This is a genomic window from Clostridium sartagoforme (assembly GCF_004794105.1).
GTDB classification, from domain to species: Bacteria; Bacillota; Clostridia; order Clostridiales; family Clostridiaceae; genus Clostridium; species Clostridium sartagoforme_B.
The window spans coordinates 198,191-216,722 of record NZ_SRYR01000004.1 but is presented as its reverse complement, the minus strand read 5'-3'; the positions used below and the strand labels follow the sequence as shown (position 1 = coordinate 216,722).

At 29.3% G+C, this 18,532-nt stretch carries 15 protein-coding genes; all 15 read right to left on the bottom strand.

Features of this window, described 5'->3' with window-relative positions:
- Nucleotides 1-12: 12 nt before the first annotated feature.
- The gene (locus E5347_RS10570) at nucleotides 13-1,887 is read right to left on the bottom strand and encodes a vWA domain-containing protein (protein ID WP_136007166.1); all 1,875 of its coding nucleotides are present in this window, start codon (nucleotides 1,885-1,887) and stop codon (nucleotides 13-15) included.
- Nucleotides 1,888-1,901: 14 nt separating this feature from the next.
- Complete coding sequence (locus tag E5347_RS10565; RefSeq protein WP_136007164.1) at nucleotides 1,902-2,498, bottom strand: PilW family protein; 597 nt, start codon at nucleotides 2,496-2,498, stop codon at nucleotides 1,902-1,904.
- A 7-nt stretch (nucleotides 2,499-2,505) separates the two neighbouring features.
- Nucleotides 2,506-4,605: a pilus assembly PilX N-terminal domain-containing protein gene (locus E5347_RS10560; protein ID WP_243109768.1), complete on the bottom strand. Its 2,100-nt coding sequence runs from the start codon at nucleotides 4,603-4,605 to the stop codon at nucleotides 2,506-2,508.
- Between the two features lie 14 nt (nucleotides 4,606-4,619).
- Entirely contained in the window at nucleotides 4,620-5,546 is a 927-nt protein-coding gene (locus tag E5347_RS10555; RefSeq protein WP_136007160.1) for a type IV pilus modification PilV family protein, read from the bottom strand.
- Nucleotides 5,547-5,555: 9 nt separating this feature from the next.
- On the bottom strand, nucleotides 5,556-6,812 hold the full coding sequence (locus tag E5347_RS10550) for a hypothetical protein (RefSeq protein WP_136007159.1): 1,257 nt from the start codon (nucleotides 6,810-6,812) through the stop codon (nucleotides 5,556-5,558).
- A 1-nt stretch (nucleotide 6,813) separates the two neighbouring features.
- Entirely contained in the window at nucleotides 6,814-7,359 is a 546-nt protein-coding gene (locus E5347_RS10545) for a PilN domain-containing protein (RefSeq protein ID WP_136007157.1), read from the bottom strand.
- A 14-nt stretch (nucleotides 7,360-7,373) separates the two neighbouring features.
- Nucleotides 7,374-8,582 carry a type IV pilus assembly protein PilM gene (gene pilM, locus E5347_RS10540; RefSeq protein ID WP_243109767.1) on the bottom strand — a complete coding sequence of 403 codons (1,209 nt, stop codon included), beginning with the start codon at nucleotides 8,580-8,582 and terminating at the stop codon, nucleotides 7,374-7,376.
- Nucleotides 8,583-8,852: 270 nt separating this feature from the next.
- Entirely contained in the window at nucleotides 8,853-9,260 is a 408-nt protein-coding gene (locus tag E5347_RS10535) for a prepilin-type N-terminal cleavage/methylation domain-containing protein (RefSeq protein WP_136007155.1), read from the bottom strand.
- A 59-nt stretch (nucleotides 9,261-9,319) separates the two neighbouring features.
- Nucleotides 9,320-10,522, bottom strand: coding sequence for a type II secretion system F family protein (locus tag E5347_RS10530; protein WP_136007153.1), 1,203 nt, complete (start codon nucleotides 10,520-10,522; stop codon nucleotides 9,320-9,322).
- 16 nt (nucleotides 10,523-10,538) lie between these two features.
- On the bottom strand, nucleotides 10,539-12,230 hold the full coding sequence (locus E5347_RS10525; RefSeq protein ID WP_136007151.1) for a GspE/PulE family protein: 1,692 nt from the start codon (nucleotides 12,228-12,230) through the stop codon (nucleotides 10,539-10,541).
- A 122-nt stretch (nucleotides 12,231-12,352) separates the two neighbouring features.
- Nucleotides 12,353-13,096 (bottom strand): prepilin peptidase, encoded by a 744-nt coding sequence (locus tag E5347_RS10520; RefSeq protein WP_136007149.1) that lies wholly within the window; start codon nucleotides 13,094-13,096, stop codon nucleotides 12,353-12,355.
- Between the two features lie 445 nt (nucleotides 13,097-13,541).
- Entirely contained in the window at nucleotides 13,542-13,931 is a 390-nt protein-coding gene (locus tag E5347_RS10515) for a hypothetical protein (RefSeq protein WP_136007147.1), read from the bottom strand.
- 126 nt (nucleotides 13,932-14,057) lie between these two features.
- Nucleotides 14,058-15,683, bottom strand: coding sequence for a chaperonin GroEL (gene groL, locus E5347_RS10510; protein WP_136007145.1), 1,626 nt, complete (start codon nucleotides 15,681-15,683; stop codon nucleotides 14,058-14,060).
- Between the two features lie 14 nt (nucleotides 15,684-15,697).
- Complete coding sequence (groES, locus tag E5347_RS10505) at nucleotides 15,698-15,982, bottom strand: co-chaperone GroES (RefSeq protein ID WP_136007143.1); 285 nt, start codon at nucleotides 15,980-15,982, stop codon at nucleotides 15,698-15,700.
- A 739-nt stretch (nucleotides 15,983-16,721) separates the two neighbouring features.
- A complete protein-coding gene (locus tag E5347_RS10500) occupies nucleotides 16,722-18,215 on the bottom strand; it encodes a 4Fe-4S dicluster domain-containing protein (RefSeq protein WP_136007141.1) in 1,494 nt (497 codons plus the stop codon).
- Nucleotides 18,216-18,532 lie beyond the last annotated feature (317 nt).

Here is an 18,532-nt window from a genome sequence, read left to right as displayed (position 1 = left end):
TTAGCCAAAAGCTTAAAATAAATCTGGGAGTCTAGGCTCATCATCTGAAAGTGTTCCCATATATACAGCCTTAGAACTATTACTGATAATAATATTATTACTTAACACAGTTTTATTGGGAACTTCCGTATTAACCAATCCCCTATAAGCTACTAGTATTTCAGCCTTATTGGTAATACCATCTGAAAGCCCATTTAATTTTATATTATATCTATTTACAATAGATGCATCTTTAGTTATTTCTGAAGTAGTCAATTCAACAAGTTTATTATTTACTATCTTATAGATTTTCATTTCCTCATCATTAACTTCTATATTCTTATCAACGTCTAGTTTAATATCTATATTATTAACATTTAGAATAAAGGTTGAGCCAAAAGTATAGGTAGCTCCTGGAGTTACATTAAATGAATTATTCTCACCATGCTCATCAATACTTGGTTTTCCATTAATAAATCCATTATATAATCCATGTTCCAATCTCTCTGCTTCAGTAAATAAATCTACAACTAAATATTTCTTTAAATCAGCTTTTCTACTCTCATCTTTCCATCTATAATTTATACTAATAGATTCATATAACTTTTGGTTTAACTTATCTTCCTTACCATTGATGTTATAAGTAAAACTTACTTTATTTCCATTATATAAAATCTTGTTAGGATTAGAGTTATTATCATCTTTAGTATAAGTTAAATCTTCTAAGGCTACCTTATTACCTGCAATATTTAATGTAAAATCCTTATTGATACTTTCAAGTTCTAAATTAGTATCAATAAGTGTATATTTTTCTTCTAAATCATTAGCAATCTTTTGGAATACACTATCTATTGCATAGTTATTATTTGGCTTATTATCAACTACTTTATCATTAGCTTCATAATATCCAAGATTCTCATCTATCTCAATATTAGGATTTTCACTTGGTAATTGTATCATTTCCTTATGAATTGCTTTTAAATTTCTATTTCCTGAATCATTAAGGCCATATCCTATAGAATAGGCATTATAATTATTAGTTTTATTTATCTTTGCTATTTCTTTTGCATAGTTTAAATCATAGCCATAAACATCACTTAAGCCACTACCAGTATTCCATATTACTCCACCATTTTCTACGGTAATATCTTTAAAATAATTAGGAATTTGATTCTTGTCTTCTCCAACTATCAGATTTTTAGTAATTACAGTAGAGTAAGTAGGGAGACCATCTGACATTAATACTATAGATTTATTCGCCTTAGTATTATCCTTATTTAAAAGATATAGTGCCTTTCTCAGGCCTTCACCTGTATTAGTCCCTTGTCCAGCACTTAACTTATCTATTGATTCTATTAAATCCGCAGTTTTACTGGACTCTATAAAACCCTTAGATAATATTTCAGCCTTACTATTATAAGAAATTACAGCTATCTTTAAGTTATTAGTAGTTTTAAACTTTTCTACAAAGGCTTTGGCTGCTTCTCTTAATTTGTATATCTTAGAAAATTGATATTGGCTAGGATGATTTTTTGCATTATTATGACCTTTTGTAGTACATATACCATTTTTATCAATCTTACAGTTATCGCTGCTTCCTTTTACGCTCTCATGCATACTTTCTGACACATCTAATACTAATACTAACTCCTTTAAAGGATAGTCAACTTCAAAAGGAAGTGCTGTTACTTCTCCTCTTATTGTGATATCGTTATTTACAATACCTTTTACCCTTATAGTATTATCTATTCCTGCTGGTTCACCAACCGTATATCTTAACTCAAAGCTTGGCTCTGTTTTTACAACATCATCTGCTTTTACATTAGAGGCCTTAATGGATATTAAAGATACTATAAAAAGAAAGCAAGTTAAAAAGCTTATTATTTTATTTTTTTTATTTTTAAACATCTCATCACCTCTCTTTATTTATTTCTAAATTTAACTATTAAGCTAGCTGGAGTTGTTACATCTGAATAACCCTTTTTAGTATTTAGAACAAATGAAACTTCTAGTCCATTTACATTATTGAAATTTCCACCTGAATTCGATCTGTAATCTAAAGGTCTTACTTTAAACTCAGTTACCTTGTTGGATAACTGAGTTGCAGGTTCTAAATTTTTTCTTAGCTCCAATATTCTAGTTCCGCTATTGTAAGTAAATTTATATATATCACTTTCTACTTTAAAAGCTATCTCATTTACATCAAGCTTCCCTTTACTAGTTGGGTCAGTAATTAAATCTGAATACTTTATTTCATCAGGACTTGAAGGTATTGCAGGATCTAATACCTTCACTTCTCTACCATTAATCCTAGTTAATCTTTCTGCTTCTGAGCCATACTTAGAAAGCTCTTTTTGAATATTTTCTATTTCTATTTGAATATCTGAGTTTACTTCTGAGGTTATAATAGTTTTATTAGCATTTAAGAAAAATGTAAATATTGTTCCAAGAACTACAACCGTGATACTTAAGGTTATTATTAATTCTAATAGGGTAAAGCCATTCTTTTTTTGCTTCATATCTATCTTACCTTTCAATCTTCCATCTAGATTTCTCTAGGAATCCTTCTGTAGAAAGAAGTTCTGAAGATGAATTAATTTTAACTTCACTCCCCTTTTTAGAACTTGCACTTCCATTAAATATATCTTTAATCTTATCGTAGTTAGAAGCTATTACTTCTCTTACTACTTGTGGCGAATAGTTAATTACCTTATTTCCATCTCCAATAAATGTTATATCTTTTGAAGTTATTATAGTTCCAGTAAAGTTAAAGTCTCCTTCTATAACAATATCTGAATTAGAAATAATTAATCCCTTACTAACATCCACCCCATTAAGTCTTCCATCTTTTATATTTATTTTTTCATTTTTACCTTTTAATACTAATAACCCTTTATCTGTATTGAAGTTCTCACCTTTTACCCCTTCTAGCTTCTCAAAATCAATTTGATTTGCAACTGTTTTTAATACAGTTTGTCCACCGTAAATATCTGTACTCTCACTAATACCTGTAGTATCTCCCATAGCAAATACGTTTCTAGCATATTCTTCTCTTTCAGCATCTACTACCTTATTAGTTTCTACAGTTATTCCGCCTTTTAATATTTCTCCATCACTATTTTTAATACTAGTACCTACTGAGTGTACATTTCCTTTTAGTGTTACTCCACCATCATTAAATTTATATTTACTATCTTTATTGTTAAAGTAATTAGCAAAATAATTTGATTTCATATCAGCATTACTTACACCATTTATACTTTCAAGTAATTGAAGTGGACTATAATACTTTAATGTTGCATTACTATTTGGATCTAATATCCCACTTACATCTGTATATGCTAGATAGTTTCCTTTTACTGCAACAGATTCACCAGTCTGATATTGATTTCCTGAAGCATCTGTAGCATTTAAATATGCAACCCCCATAATATAAGCATCTTTTTCTATATTTAGTTCAGAAGGAGTACTTACTTCATTAACTATAATACTACTTGAATTTAATGCCTTACCAGCACTGTCTACCTCTGTAGTTTTATCATTTATTCCATAAAAATTATTCTTTAAATTAATTACACTATTAGTTGAATTAATTGCTAAATCATTATTAACTGTTACATCTTTATAAAAGTCAATTTTATTATTAGTGGATCCTCCAGAGTAACTTCCTTTACCTACATAAACATTTTTAGCAAATACATCTCCATCGACTAAGGAATTATGTCCAGCAGTTCCCTTTATATTATTTTCTAAATGTAAAGTATTAGCTGTATATATATTTCCAGTAATATCAAAACCAGTGTTATTTAAATATATTCCACCTTTATATTTATCAAAAGTAAAGTTCTCACCAGTTAAATTTTCATCTACACCCTTAACCCAAACATCTCCAGTTATATCTAAATTACTCTCTGTTCCACCTTCAACTTTCATATTTCCATCAGCAGTAATAGATTTTCCATCAAATACTGGATAAATATCTACTATATTAATTTCTGAATTATATTCAGGTGCCTTAACCTTAAAGTTTATTGATACTGTTCTTCTTTGTTTAAGCTCAGAGCCCTTAGTTTCAAAATTAGAGTTAACATCCATATTAATCCACTTTTCCCCTGATTCACCCGTTACTAATTCATATCCATTCTCAGGCACTTCAATAATATAACCTACTGATGGATCTACAGCATCTATAGTTTTAATTTCCCTATCTTCAACTGAATCTATTGTTTTTAGATTAGAAACTAAATATAATAATAAATCTGTATCTGTTCCATTAACCACAACCTTATTATCAGTTAAAAAACTATAGAAGCTACTTTTAAATAATTCGTTAGCAACTTCTTTTTCTGTTTTATCTGCAGTAGCAATAATAGTATTTTGGGCGAATCCTTCTTTAACTTTTGTATCTGCATACTTTATAGCTTCTTGAGATGCTTTTATAATAATATTCTCTACAACATCTAAACCTGAATCTGCTTCATAAAGATTTTGCATTCTTTTACTTTCGTTTACTTTCCTCTTATAAGTGCTTGAAGTAAAACCTAAAACAGTTGTTCCAACCAAAAAGATTATAGCCATTGTAATAACTACCATCACCATGGTTGAACCTCTTTTTTTCTTTTTCAACTGAATTCACCACCTTACTTTATAATTAAATTACTACTTGAATCACCTTCAAATAGAATTTTATTCTTACTATCTTTAACTACAACAGAGTAATTATACATATCTGAAACTCCTGCTTCCTTTGATGTATCTATCTTAGAAAACATTATATTTCCCTTTGATGATATAATATTAACTGTTCTTTTATTTCCACTAGCATCTACATTAGTAACACTATTAGTTACTAAATTTATATCAACTGATGAAGTTAGATCATTAAAAATTTCAATATTTAGATTATCAATAGAAAAGCTTTCATCATGGTTTATAAATATAATGCTTTCTTGTCCTGGCTTAATTGGAATAGTTTTTATATTACTCCTGTCATTTCTATTATAAATTTCTAATGTATTAGTTTTTATTTCCATAACTAAATCATCATTCACAATTATTTCTTTTAATGGATTATCCTCATCAATTAGTTTATTAGCTCCTTCTTTTTTTACAAGCTTAAGCTTATAACCTGCCTTTGTATAATCTACAGAATTAACATTACTATAATCAAACTTATCATTTTTCTTTATTTCTAACTCTACATTGAAAACAGGTTCCTTACTTCCTGATGGTTCAGATGGGTTTCCATAAATATTCCTTTGGAAAGTTGCAGTATATTTATCATTTTCTCCATCTTTCTCAACCTTATCTCCATCTAAAAGCTCAAAGTATTTATGCATTGGAGAACCTTCTTCTTTAAGAATTATCTTATCATAAGCCTTTATCTCTTCTAGTACCTTTTGCCCTACATAAATAGCCTTCTGTTTATTTTCTCCGTCCTTACTATTTTTAAAGCCAGAAAGAACTAATGTAGACAAAGGTATAATTAATATTGATAAAAGGGCGACACTAATTATCACCTCAACTAATGTCATCCCTTTTTTGACCCTTTTATTCTTTATTTTCATAATACACACCTACTTATTAGTGACATTTACTGTATTACCCTTACCAGTTACTGAAACTCTAGGGTTTGAAGTATCATCATTTCTAATAATTACTTCAACATTTTTAGATGTATTATTTACAATAGTTAATTTAACTCCAGAATTGTCGAAGTTAACATCTCTCTTTTCACTTAGTATTTCTAATACTATATCTTTAGAGTTTGCAGCAAATACTTTTCCTTCATTAGAGTTTTCCTTTGGATAATAAGATTTTGATGTCTTATATTTGTAATATAATTTTCCATCTACTTCATCCAAGGTCATTTCTACTTCTTCTATCTTTTCATTATCTGAATAAATATAAGTTTCCCTTGCATCATCCTTAGCCTTACCCATAGTTAAGGTTGGAAGTTCTGATGATGGTGACTTTAATAACATTGCAAAGTCAGTTACATCTGTACTAGAGTTTTCATCCTTAAGGTCAGCATAGGCACCTGTTGCATTTCCACTACTAAACAATATTTCTTTTCCGTATACATTATTTAAAGTCCATTTTAAATATTCCTCATCTTCACCAGAAAGTTTAGGAATAGCATGGAATTCTAAATTCATTATTCCTGAAAGCTCATCTTGAGATTTAGCTGTTATAGAAATATTAGTTATTGCTATTTTTCTTCCATAATTTTCTATAGAACTTATAAACTTTTTAACTTCTTCGTAGCTTCCAGTAAAGTTAACTGAAACCTTAAGCTGCTCTGTAGTTGGTCCTTCCTTTTCTGTAGTTGTAACTTCTGAAGTACTTCCTTCTACTGCAGCTGCTGATGAACCTTGAGTATTTTCCTCAGTATCACCTTCTGGTAATTTATCTCCATTATACTCATCAACTAAATCCTTAAAGGAACTTTCTATTTTTACAATTTCATCAGACTTTAGTTCCTCAACTTTTTCTACTGTAATTGGATTAAAGCCTAAATTAGCATCTAGTCCACTTTCAGTTAATAGCTTGTCTATTTCAAGTATAATTTTTTCTTGTAATATAATAGGATATAGTTTCTTAGATTTTTCATAAACATCTACCTTTAGAATTTTAAGCCTTTCTTCTAGACCTTCTAAATCTCCTATATCCTTCATAACTTTATCGTATTTTTCTTTAGTTACTCGTTCTTCTTCCTTTTTAACATCTAGTTTCTTCACTTGATTAATATATATAAATTGATAATAAACAAAACAAATTATTAAAGCTCCAAGAATACCTAATAAATATTTCTCTCTCTTACTTATCTTCATATTACTTAACATCCTTTAAAACGCATTTTATATCAAAAGTATAGCTTTCAGTTCCTGAAATACCACCTATATAAACATCTTGAATATTCTCTAGCTTTCTTAAATTGTTTTCTAGCTCTCCTATAGCAGCTCTGCTACTAGAAACAGCTTGTATTGAAATTTGTTTATTATCTATACTTATACTATTAAAAGTTACTTGTGAAGGTAGGCATGAACTTATCATATTTAAAAGTTCAGTGCTTACTACCGCTCTAGTATCTAAGGCATTATTTATATCTACTAATCCCTCGTTATATCTTGATAAAATATCTGTTTTTCTACTTATGTCTTCCCAGATTGCAAGCTTTTCTTTAACTACTTGTTCTTCTAGCTTAGCATTATAATCTTTTATCTTATTATTTAATAAAATAATACGACCAGTATTCCAAGCAAAACTTCCCACAATAGCTACAGATAAAAAGGCTGCAACGGAGTAGACATAAATATTCTTATTATGTTGTTCCTTCTTTTGCCCCTGATAAGGAGCAAAGAAATTCAGATCCATCATCCTATTGCCTCCTCTTACAATCTAATAATTGCTCCTATAGCATTTAAATATTGGCTTATATCTCTATTCATTAAAATGTTATTGCCTAGGTTTACATTTTTTATATCTTCAATTCTTTGAATTCTTGTATTAAGTTTTTCTTCTAAAAATAAATTAATGTTTCTTATATTGGAAAGTCCACCATAAATAAATATGGTCTCTATCTTTGTACTAGCTCTATTATTATAGAACTGAATAATTCTTTCTAATTCTTCTAATAAATCGTTAATAACACCTTGGACTATCTTACTCTTTTCATCTTCTTCATCTTCAGATAATAGGTCTATATCTTTGAATTTAATAAATTCTGTTGATTTTATTGACATATTTAAGCTTTCGCTTAGGGCATATAATATATTATCTCCACCCATTTTTATCATTCTGGTAAAATCTAATTTGCCATTTTTAAATATTGCAACATTTATAGAGGCTGCTCCCATATCAACAAAAGCAACAGGACCTCCTATTAATCCGACCTCCTTATGAGTGTATTCACCAAGGTTTGCAAGTTTATTTATTGCATTATAGCTAACATCTAAGGCATAAGGATCTAAATCTAAAGCATTAATTAAATTATAGTAACTAAGTGCAACTCTCTCTGGGAAAGCAGTAACATTTACTTTAAGCTTCACACCATCATCATCTACAATTTCATCTAAAACAACAAATTGAACTATATAATCATCAAGATTAATAGGTAAATATTGTTGTATTTCATATCTAACCACTGTATCCATTTCTTCTTCTTGTACTGCTGGAATTAATATATCTCTATTAATAATAGAAGAAGAGTTAGTAGTTATAATTACATCTCTTGCTTTAATAGAGTTTTCTTTAATTAATCTTTCTAAAGCATTTACTACTACTTCAAAATTTATTATTTTCCCATCAGCAATAGCCCCTTCAGGTAATACAACTTCAGCTAGTTTACTAACACTAATACTTCCCTTTTGAAGCTTACCTTCTACTGCTTTTAAATAATTACTTCCCATATCTATAGATAATACAAGCCTAGGTTTTTCAAATTTTTTAGGCTTCTTAGAAGAAATGATACCTTCATAAGATACATTAGTATTTTCACCATTGCCTTCTTTATTTTTCTTAAATAATTTTCCTATGTCTTTTATATCCATACTACCTAAGTCTTTAAGCTTTGTTCCAAGCTTACCCTTTTCATTAGCCAAAAAATCACCCCCTGATAACAATTAATAACTTATAACTGACAATTATTTCAGAAATCCATTCAATTGGATTTCTCTTTAAATTTTTTGTAATTTATAGCTTCCCTTTAAATATAAATTACCTTTGTAGTTATTTATTAAAGTTAGTTTCTTCATTTAAATTCATATTAATTAATTAGAAACTCAAGCTATGCAAGAGTTTCATTAGTAATTTTCTTAATTATTATTATGCAAAATGCAGATGTTATCTGCATTTTGCTTCCATTTCAAATTCTACTGCTCTGGGAATAATGGCGTGCTTTCAGCCGATACAATTACATCTCCCTTATTACTTATTGTTACTGAGAAATTTCCACTCTTACTCTTAGGTGTAGGTACATTTTGTAAGTATCCTGCTACATCTGCTGCATCTCCAGTATTTCCAGTCTTAGCTAATTCAAATGAATTAGGAGTAGCTGCATCTGTACCAACATCTACTTTCCCTTCTGCTACTAATGCAGTTACAGCATTTGCTATAGTCTTAGCATTTGCTATATCAGATTTTTCATTTGCACTTTGTCTTATTTCACTAAACTTCGGAATAGCTAATAATGCTAATATAGCTATAATTGCTATAACTATAATAAGCTCAATTAATGTAAACCCTCTCTTTTTCTTTTTGTTCTTTAAATTTTTTAACATAAAAATTCCCCTTTCTTATATATAAATTTTTAATTTAAAGCTAATTTAAAAGTTTAATATTATACCATTGAATACATATCAAACATTGGTAGCATTATGGAAATTACTATAATTCCTATACTTAATCCCATAAATACTATTAATATAGGCTCTATTAATGCCACAGAAGTTTGGATTGCTTGTTCTACTTCATCATCATAGAAATCAGCAGTTTTATTTAATAAATCATCTAAAGCTCCTGATTCTTCACCTATTTTAACCATTGAAGCTAGCATAGTAGGAAATATCTTTTCATCAAATATTGTTGAACTTAATGTATCTCCTCTTACTACCTTTTCTCTACTTCTCATAATAGCTTCTTCAGCTACCTTATTACCAAGGACACCACTTACTGTAGGTAGGGCATGTACTAAAGATACCCCTGCTGATAATAAAGTAGATAAAGTTCTTGTGTATCTTGAAACTATTATCTTTTTATTTAATTTTCCTATTACAGGTAATATAAGCTTCAATTTACTAAGTCTTGCAATTCCTGTTGGACTCTTTCTATATATATTAAATCCTATAATTATAGCAATTAAGATTATAATTAATAAGATCCAATTACTACTCATAAACTTACTTACAGCTATTAATCCTCTTGTTATTAATGGAAGTTCTATTCCTTCTTCTTCAAACATCTCTATAAAGGTTGGCATTACGAATGTCATAATAAATATTACAGCAGCTACTGCAACTACACTTAAGACAGCTGGGTATATCATTGATGATTTAATCTTATTATTAAGCTTATATTCCTTTTCAAAGTGAAGAGAAAGTCTCTTCATCATTTCATCTATATTACCTGCTACTTCCCCTGACTCAACCATCTTTATTAATATTTGAGGGAAAACCCTAGGATACTTTGCCATAGATTCAGACAATGTATCTCCTTTTTTAACATCTTCAGTTACTTCTACTATTATTTCTCTTAACCTCTTATTAGATATTTCTACTGATAAGATTTCTAAACAGCTAACAATAGAAACCCCTGCTTCTAGCATAGTATAAAACTGTCTACAAAAAATAGCTAAATCCTTAGTAGTAATCCTACCAAAGAGGTCGATTTCTATCCTTTTGCTTTCAATTACTTCTTCTATTTTTAGAGGATAATATCCATTTGAAGTTATCATACTTATAACTTCTTCCCTATTTTCCCCTTCAAACCTACCTTCAATTTTAGTTCCATCGCTTTTCATAGCTCTATACTTAAAACTTTTCACTGCATTAAATCTCCCCTTATACCTCTTTTAATAAAGTTATAGTTGCAAGTTCTTCTATAGTAGTAGTTCCATTTAGAACTAACTCCTTACATTCTTCAGCTAATGTTTTCATTCCATGCTTTATAGAAATATCTTGCAATACATTAGAGTTTTTAGTTTCATTTATTGCATTCCTATGTTCCCTAGTTATTTCCATAATCTCATAAATACCTGTTCTCCCATTATATCCACTATGATTACAATGCCCACAGCCTTTTCCCCTGTATAGTTTTAATTCTTGATCTTTATCAATATTAAATACAGACTTTTCATAGTCTGAAGCTATATATTCTTCCTTACAATTATTGCAAATTCTTCTAACTAACCTTTGAGCTATAATACCTGCAATAGATGTTGCAACTAAATAAGGTTCAATCCCCATATCTAATAATCTAGTTATAGTTGATGGAGCATCATTAGTATGAAGGGTACTTAAAACTAAGTGACCAGTAATAGCTGCTTTAATAGCTATAGATGCTGTTTCTTCATCTCTAATTTCCCCTATCATAACTATATCAGGGTCTTGTCTTAAAATACTTCTAAGACCACCTGCAAAAGTTAATCCTGCTTTAGTATTTACATTTACTTGGTTTACTCCATTTAAAGTATATTCAACTGGATCTTCTACAGTAACTATATTTACATCACTAGTATTTAGTTCACTTAAAACAGTATATAAAGTAGTAGACTTACCACTACCTGTGGGACCTGTAACTAAAACTATCCCATTTGGACTTGAAACAATATTATTTAACTTTTTAAGGTTGTCTTTACTTATTCCTAGGCCTTCCTTACCAAGTCTATAGCTATCCCTTTTTAATATTCTTATAACTATTTTTTCTCCAGTTACTATAGGAAGTATAGATACTCTCAGGTCTACTTCTTCTTTTCCTACTTTAGTAATTATTCTTCCATCTTGAGGTAATCTTCTTTCAGCTATATTAAGGTTAGCTAAAATCTTTATTCTAGTTACTAAAGGCCCTAGACTTTCTATACCTAAGGTATTTACAGTAGTAAGTCTTCCATCTATTCTATATCTAATCCTTATTTCGTTTTCATAAGGTTCAATATGTATATCTGAAGCCCTCATTTCAATAGAATTTTTAAAAAGGTATTCTATCATCTTAACTACTGGTGCATTTTTAACATCATCAATTGCTTCTACGTCTACTTCGATATTTTTCGACTCTAAGCTTTCTTTTACTAATTCTTCAGCAGCCTTATTTACTTCTTCTGTACTATAGTTTATTTGAACAAACTTATATATATCTCCTTTAGGCGCAATGTAAGTTTTAACCTTAAGACCTGTTGATATATATACATCATCTATTGCAAATATGTTAAGTGGGTCTTCTAGTGCTACTTTTATCTTATCTTCCTCAAAACCAAAAGCTATTAAGTTATACTTATTGCAAAGGCTTTGTGGAACTATTTTTATAGCTCTCTTATCAAAAGTTAAATTGTTTAAATCTACCCTTTCTATCCCAGTTTGCTCTTCTATAGCTTCGATAATATCCTCTTCGGTAACTATTCCACTTTCAATTAAAACTGTTCCTAGTTTCTTTCCTATTACCTTTTGAGTTTTTAACGCATTTTGAAGTTGATACAGGGTTATCTTACCAGCTGTAACTAGTATATCCCCTAGTCTCTTCTTCTGACCCTTTATCATTACCTCACCCCTAAGTCTAATTACATCTTTTTCCTTTTTTATCCAATTATAAACTCAATTCTATATTAATATATAAAATTTGCATTTTCAAGCCCCATTTAAATTTTAATTAAATTAATTTTTTACAAAAAAATATTTAAATAAACTTCCAAAAGTTTTTCTCCAACCAATATCCACACAATAGTTCCTAACGCAATATACGGGGTAAAAGCCATTTCAGCTTTCCTTTCCTTCTTTATAAGGTACTTATAGGATGCCACTATTCCCGCAATAATTACTGATATGAATAAAGCTCCACAAATCCCCTTTATTCCAATAAAAAGTCCAGATAAACCTGCAATATCTGCATCACCTTCACCCATACCACCAAAATAAACAAATAAAAATATAACTCCATATCCTATAATTCCACCTATTACATTATTAATTAGACTAATATCACCAAAATATTTCCCAGACAATAAATAGATTACTGCTATGATTAAAGTGAAAATACTTATTGATGAGTATACATCCTTACTCTTTATGTCTATTACTGAAATGACTATTAGACATGAAGTGAATATAGCATAAAATAAAAATTCTAAAGATATGTTAAACTTTATAAATAGTAATAAATACATAAGTCCATTTAAAAATTCTATAAATGGATATTGTATTGATATATTTTCTTTACAGCTTCTACAACGTCCCCTTAAAAATAAATAACTAATTATAGGGACTAAATCTATAGGTCTTAATTTATATCCACAATTAGTGCAATGTGATGGTGGATATGATATTGATTCATCTCTTGGTACTCTATAAATAACTACGTTTAAAAAACTTCCTATACACAAACCTAATATTGTGACTAATAAATGCATATTATCCCCCATTTACAATTAACAGTTATCAATTAACAGTTTTTGTTCAAATTCATTTAAATGAATTTCTTTATCTAATATTTTTTTAATAAGAATAGATAATTAACTAGGAATGATTTAAGAAGGTAACTTATTCAAAATCACTGAAACATATCACCTTCAAGAAAAACAAGTATCTGAATTTTATCTTCTATTTTTTAACTCTTTAATTCCCTAATTCTTTTATCCATTAAATCTTCAAATATTTAATTCTTTCATTTCTTAATTTTCTCATTTTTACATTTATTTGTGACTTTAGTCCTATTTATATATTTCTACGCTGAATAGATATTTCCTTTTAATAATTATTATTAATTTTTCCAAAAAATATTCTATAATAAAATAAGCTCTCCATCAATTGAACTTCCTGGTAATAAAGTCTAATAATGGAGAGCCTTCTATTTTTTTATTCTATAATCTTTACAAATTTGCCTTCATTGCTAATTTGAAATTCAACTTTTTCATCAATTATTTTTCTTGCATCCTCAATACTTAAGGCTTCAATCTTATCTAATAAACTTGCATCTTCAATATATTCTTTTAAGGTTTTATCCTTATCAGCTTGAAGCTTGATATCTACTATAGTTTCATCCTCTGCAAAATCAATATCATGATTTATCTCTACTTTTTCAACAGCTAATACTAAATCTCTAGCTGCATCTCTAACTAAAGATTTTTTATAATCCTTAAAGTATCCTCTAAGGGATATTATCATGATAGTTAAAATAATTATTGAGCCTATTGTAATTATAATTTTTTCAAGCCTAGTGACTTTTCTTTTTTTCTTTGAAACCATCCTTTTCCTCCCAGGCTAAACCTTGTAATTAATATTTCTTAATAAAAGAAGTAATCTTTTACTACCTTATTATAATTTAGAAAAGGATTTATATCAATTACAAAATAATGAGGCTGATTAATTATCTTAGTACATTCCGTCCATTCCCATTCCTGGTGCTCCTGGCATTGCAGCTTCCTTTTGAGGAATATCTACAACAGCAGCTTCAGTAGTTAAGAATGTTGATGCAACAGATGCAGCATTTTGAAGTGCTGATCTAGTAACCTTAGTTGGGTCAACTATACCTGCTTTAATCATATTAGTATATTCACTCTTTAATGCATCATACCCAAATCCAGCTTCTTCACCCTTAACATGTTCAATTATTACTGAACCTTCAAGTCCTGCATTAGTAGCTATTTGTCTCATTGGTTCTTCTAATGATCTTACTATAATATTAATACCAACTTGAGTATCTGGAATATCTGAAGTTACCTTAGCTACTTCATTAATTATATTTACATAAGCAGATCCACCACCTGGAACTATTCCTTCTTCAACAGCAGCCTTAGTTGCAGCAAGTGCATCTTCTATTCTTAATTTCTTTTCTTTTAATTCTGTTTCAGTTGCAGCTCCAACCTTAATTACAGCTACTCCACCAGCAAGTTTAGCTAATCTTTCTGTTAACTTTTCCTTATCAAATTCAGAAGAAGTTTCTTCTATTTGAGCTCTAATTTGTTGAACTCTTTCTTTTATAGCTTCGCTATTCCCTCTACCATTTACTATAGTAGTATTTTCCTTAGTAACCTTTATACTTTCACATTGTCCAAGCATATCTAAAGTTACTTCCTTTATGTCTATTCCAAGTTCTTCAGAGATAACTGTACCACCTGTTAAGATAGCTATGTCTTGTAACATTTCTTTTCTTCTATCTCCAAAACCTGGTGCTTTTACAGCTACACATGTGAAAGTTCCTCTTAGCTTATTAACTACTAATGTAGTCATAGCATCGCCTTCTACATCTTCAGCTATAATAAGTAATTTCTTACCTTGTTGAACTATTTGCTCTAATATTGGAAGTAATTCTTGGATATTAGAAATTTTCTTATCAGCTATTAATATTAATGGATTATCTAAAACAGCTTCCATCTTTTCTGTATCTGTTACCATATAAGCTGATACATATCCTCTATCAAATTGCATACCTTCAACTACATCTAATTCAGTACCCATTGACTTAGATTCTTCTACAGTAATAACACCTTCATTACCTACCTTTTCCATAGCATCAGATATTAATTTACCTACTTCTTCATCTGCTGCTGAAATAGCTGCAACTCTAGCTATATCTTCTTTACCATTTACAGGCTTAGAAATATTCTTAATTTCTTCAACAGCCTTATCTACAGCCATCTTAATACCATTTCTAATTAAGATTGGATTAGCTCCAGCTGTAACATTTTTTAAACCTTCTCTAATAATTGCTTGAGCTAAAAGTGTAGCTGTAGTAGTACCATCTCCTGCCACATCATTAGTCTTAGTTGCAACTTCTTTAACTAATTGAGCTCCCATATTTTCATATGGATCTTCAAGTTCTATTTCTCTTGCAATTGAAACACCATCATTAGTTATTAAAGGTGATCCAAACTTTTTATCTAAAACAACGTTTCTTCCCTTTGGTCCTAATGTAACCTTAACAGTATCAGCTAATGTATCAACACCAACTTGCATTGCTCTTCTAGCATCTTCACTAAATTTAATCATCTTTGCCATAATTAATTCCTCCCTTATTCAACTATTGCTAAAATATCATCTTGTTTTAAAATAGTGTACTCTTCACCATCAACCTTAACTTCAGTTCCTGCATATTTTGAATAAAGCACCTTATCTGAAACTTTAACTTCCATTGCTATTCTCTTTCCATCTACTATAGCTCCTGGTCCTACTGCTACTACCTCTGCTTCTTGTGGTCTTTCCTTTGCTGACCCAGTTAAAAGTATTCCACTTTTAGTTGTTTCTTCAGCTTCTAATTTTTTTATTACTACTCTGTCTGCTAATGGTTTAATCTTCATAAAAAAATCCCTCCTATATAAAAATATAATTATTTACTATCTATTTTAGCACTCATCACCATCAAGTGCTAATAATTTTATAATAATCTTTCGTATTTCTTTTTTCAAATACTAACTCTTTTATTTTTCCCCTATATATAATAAATATTACCATCTTACATTAAATATTTCCTATTTACTTAAGGTTTTGTTTGTTTTCTCAATAAATCTCACTCCCTTAGCATTTCCATTACTTATCACTATTACAATACCCAAGAAAAACCCAAAATATAGGTGCTACCATTATGACACTTATATTAAAGAAGCTTTGAACTAAATATCCTATTAAAGTTAAAAATAGTACCCTCTACTTATTATTTCTATTCTTACAAGCTATTATTTATTCTCCTATTTTATAATTCAACATAAGTAATTTATTCCCTTTTTCAACATTAACTCTTTAGTTTACTTTATTAATTATCTTTATTTTTTCCAAAATAAATGAGACTAATTATGAAATTAAATTTTTATATGGCAAAATGAAAAGAGGATTCATATTAGAATCCTCTTTTGGGTCATAATAACACCATGAAAAAAATAAAATTATACTTATTCATTAAATAGGTTTCCCCAATTGTAATAAATTTATTACACATGATAATAATTTAGATAAATCACTTTCAGAAACTTAAGTAAAATTAATTTATAAAACTTAAATTAAATTACTTTAATAATTATTATATATTAGGTATTAAGTATATTAATTTCTTTCAAAATTCACTTTATCATAATCATTAATTTTTTCATTATCAATTACTGCTTTTCTTGAAGCTGCCGAATTCACCTTATTAAATGTATTCTTAGACTTAAATGGAGTTGCTAATGTACCTGCTCCATTTATGCAGCCTCCTTCACACATCATACCTTCTATAAAGTTTCCTTGAAGTCTTCCTATCTTAGCCATAGTCATAGCCTTCTTAATTTCAATTCCTCCAGAAACCTTAACAGGATTAAAGTTTACTTCTAACCCTTGACTTCTAACATAATTTTCAATTGCAGCTGTTAAACCACCATGAGCTCCAAAGCCTCTTCCATAAATAGATGCATCATCTACTACTTCTTCTTCGCAAGCTTCAACTTCTATATCAAAAGCACTAAATAATGCTAATAATTCTTCAAAGGTTAAAACATAATCTACTGCATCCTTAATTGGCTCTCTAACTGCCTCACTTTTCTTAGCTGTACAAGGTCCAATAAATACTACCTTTGCTTCTGGATCTACACTTTTAATATATCTTGCTGTAGCAACCATAGGTGAAACTGTTCCTGAAATCTTAGATACTTCTGAAGGCATCATTTTTTCAATGTAGCTTAGGAAGCCTGGACAACAAGAGTTAGTCATATATGAATCTCCATTTTCAATTCTCTCGATAAACTCCTTACTTTCATGAACTGTTACAGCATCTGCTCCACAAGCTGCTTCTATCATATCTTCAAATCCAAGTTTCTTTATTGCATTTTTTATTTTTCCATATCCAACCTTAGGTCCAAATTGTCCTGTTATTGCAGGAGCAACTACAGCATACATCTTTCTCCCTCTAGCAAGTCTCTTTGCAACAGGTACTATTAAGCTTTTATCTGAAATAGCACCAAATGGGCATGCACTCATACAACTACCACAGTTAACACAAGTTTCTTCCTTAATCATAGCTCGTCTATCATCTTTACTTATATCTAAAGCCCCTGTTGGACAAACTCTCTTGCAAGGTCTCATTACTTCAGCTATAGCATCATAAGGGCAAGCTTTTTTACACATACCACATTCTTTGCATAACTCTTGATTTATATAAGCTCTTCCTGCTACATAAGTTATAGCTCCAAAATTACAGGCTTCATGACATTTGTGTGCTAAACAGTTTCTACAAGAATCTGTAACACTATACTTGTTTATTGGACATCTATCACAAGCTGCCTCTATTACATATATAATTTGATCATCTTCTCTAATATCTACAAATTCATCATCAATATTATCTCCATTAGCTAAATATCCAGCTGCAAGTTTTGCTCTTTCTAAAACTATAGCTCTTTCCTTATAAACACAGCATCTATACATAGCTATATCCCCTTGTATTATTTCATAGGGAATCTTTTCTATCGTTTCAGTAGTTAAGTTATTATCCTTGGCTAACCTTGCTACCTCTGTTAATACATCATGCTTTAACTTTTTTAACTGAGTCTCAAATTGAAACATACCAATACCCTCCTATAAAAATAAAATTATACAATTCTCCCATATATAATTATAGTATTTCCCTTTCATAATTGCTATACTTTTAACAATATATTTTCTATTTTTATTATTTCAGAAAGCCTATTTTATGAGCTTATTCTGAATATCAATGATATTTACTCTATGTATTTTCAATCTTTTATGTTAATTTTTAAACAAACTTTGTAATTGCTTTTTTATTACATTTTAGAAAGTATTAATATTCTCTTTTCATCATTATTATATTATCAATAATATCCAAACTTTACTTAAAATCACTTAACTATATAAATCTATAT

Bases quoted from the DNA above. Each gene is read 5' to 3' on its own strand.
- E5347_RS10570 (WP_136007166.1), bottom strand. From the start codon at position 1,887: ATGTTTAAAAATAAAAAAAATAAAATAATAAGCTTTTTAACTTGCTTT.
- E5347_RS10565 (WP_136007164.1), bottom strand. From the start codon at position 2,498: ATGAAGCAAAAAAAGAATGGCTTTACCCTATTAGAATTAATAATAACC.
- E5347_RS10555 (WP_136007160.1), bottom strand. From the start codon at position 5,546: ATGAAAATAAAGAATAAAAGGGTCAAAAAAGGGATGACATTAGTTGAG.
- E5347_RS10550 (WP_136007159.1), bottom strand. From the start codon at position 6,812: ATGAAGATAAGTAAGAGAGAGAAATATTTATTAGGTATTCTTGGAGCT.
- E5347_RS10545 (WP_136007157.1), bottom strand. From the start codon at position 7,359: ATGATGGATCTGAATTTCTTTGCTCCTTATCAGGGGCAAAAGAAGGAA.
- E5347_RS10535 (WP_136007155.1), bottom strand. From the start codon at position 9,260: ATGTTAAAAAATTTAAAGAACAAAAAGAAAAAGAGAGGGTTTACATTA.
- E5347_RS10525 (WP_136007151.1), bottom strand. From the start codon at position 12,230: ATGATAAAGGGTCAGAAGAAGAGACTAGGGGATATACTAGTTACAGCT.
- E5347_RS10520 (WP_136007149.1), bottom strand. From the start codon at position 13,096: ATGCATTTATTAGTCACAATATTAGGTTTGTGTATAGGAAGTTTTTTA.
- E5347_RS10515 (WP_136007147.1), bottom strand. From the start codon at position 13,931: ATGGTTTCAAAGAAAAAAAGAAAAGTCACTAGGCTTGAAAAAATTATA.
- groL (WP_136007145.1), bottom strand. From the start codon at position 15,683: ATGGCAAAGATGATTAAATTTAGTGAAGATGCTAGAAGAGCAATGCAA.
- groES (WP_136007143.1), bottom strand. From the start codon at position 15,982: ATGAAGATTAAACCATTAGCAGACAGAGTAGTAATAAAAAAATTAGAA.
- E5347_RS10500 (WP_136007141.1), bottom strand. From the start codon at position 18,215: ATGTTTCAATTTGAGACTCAGTTAAAAAAGTTAAAGCATGATGTATTA.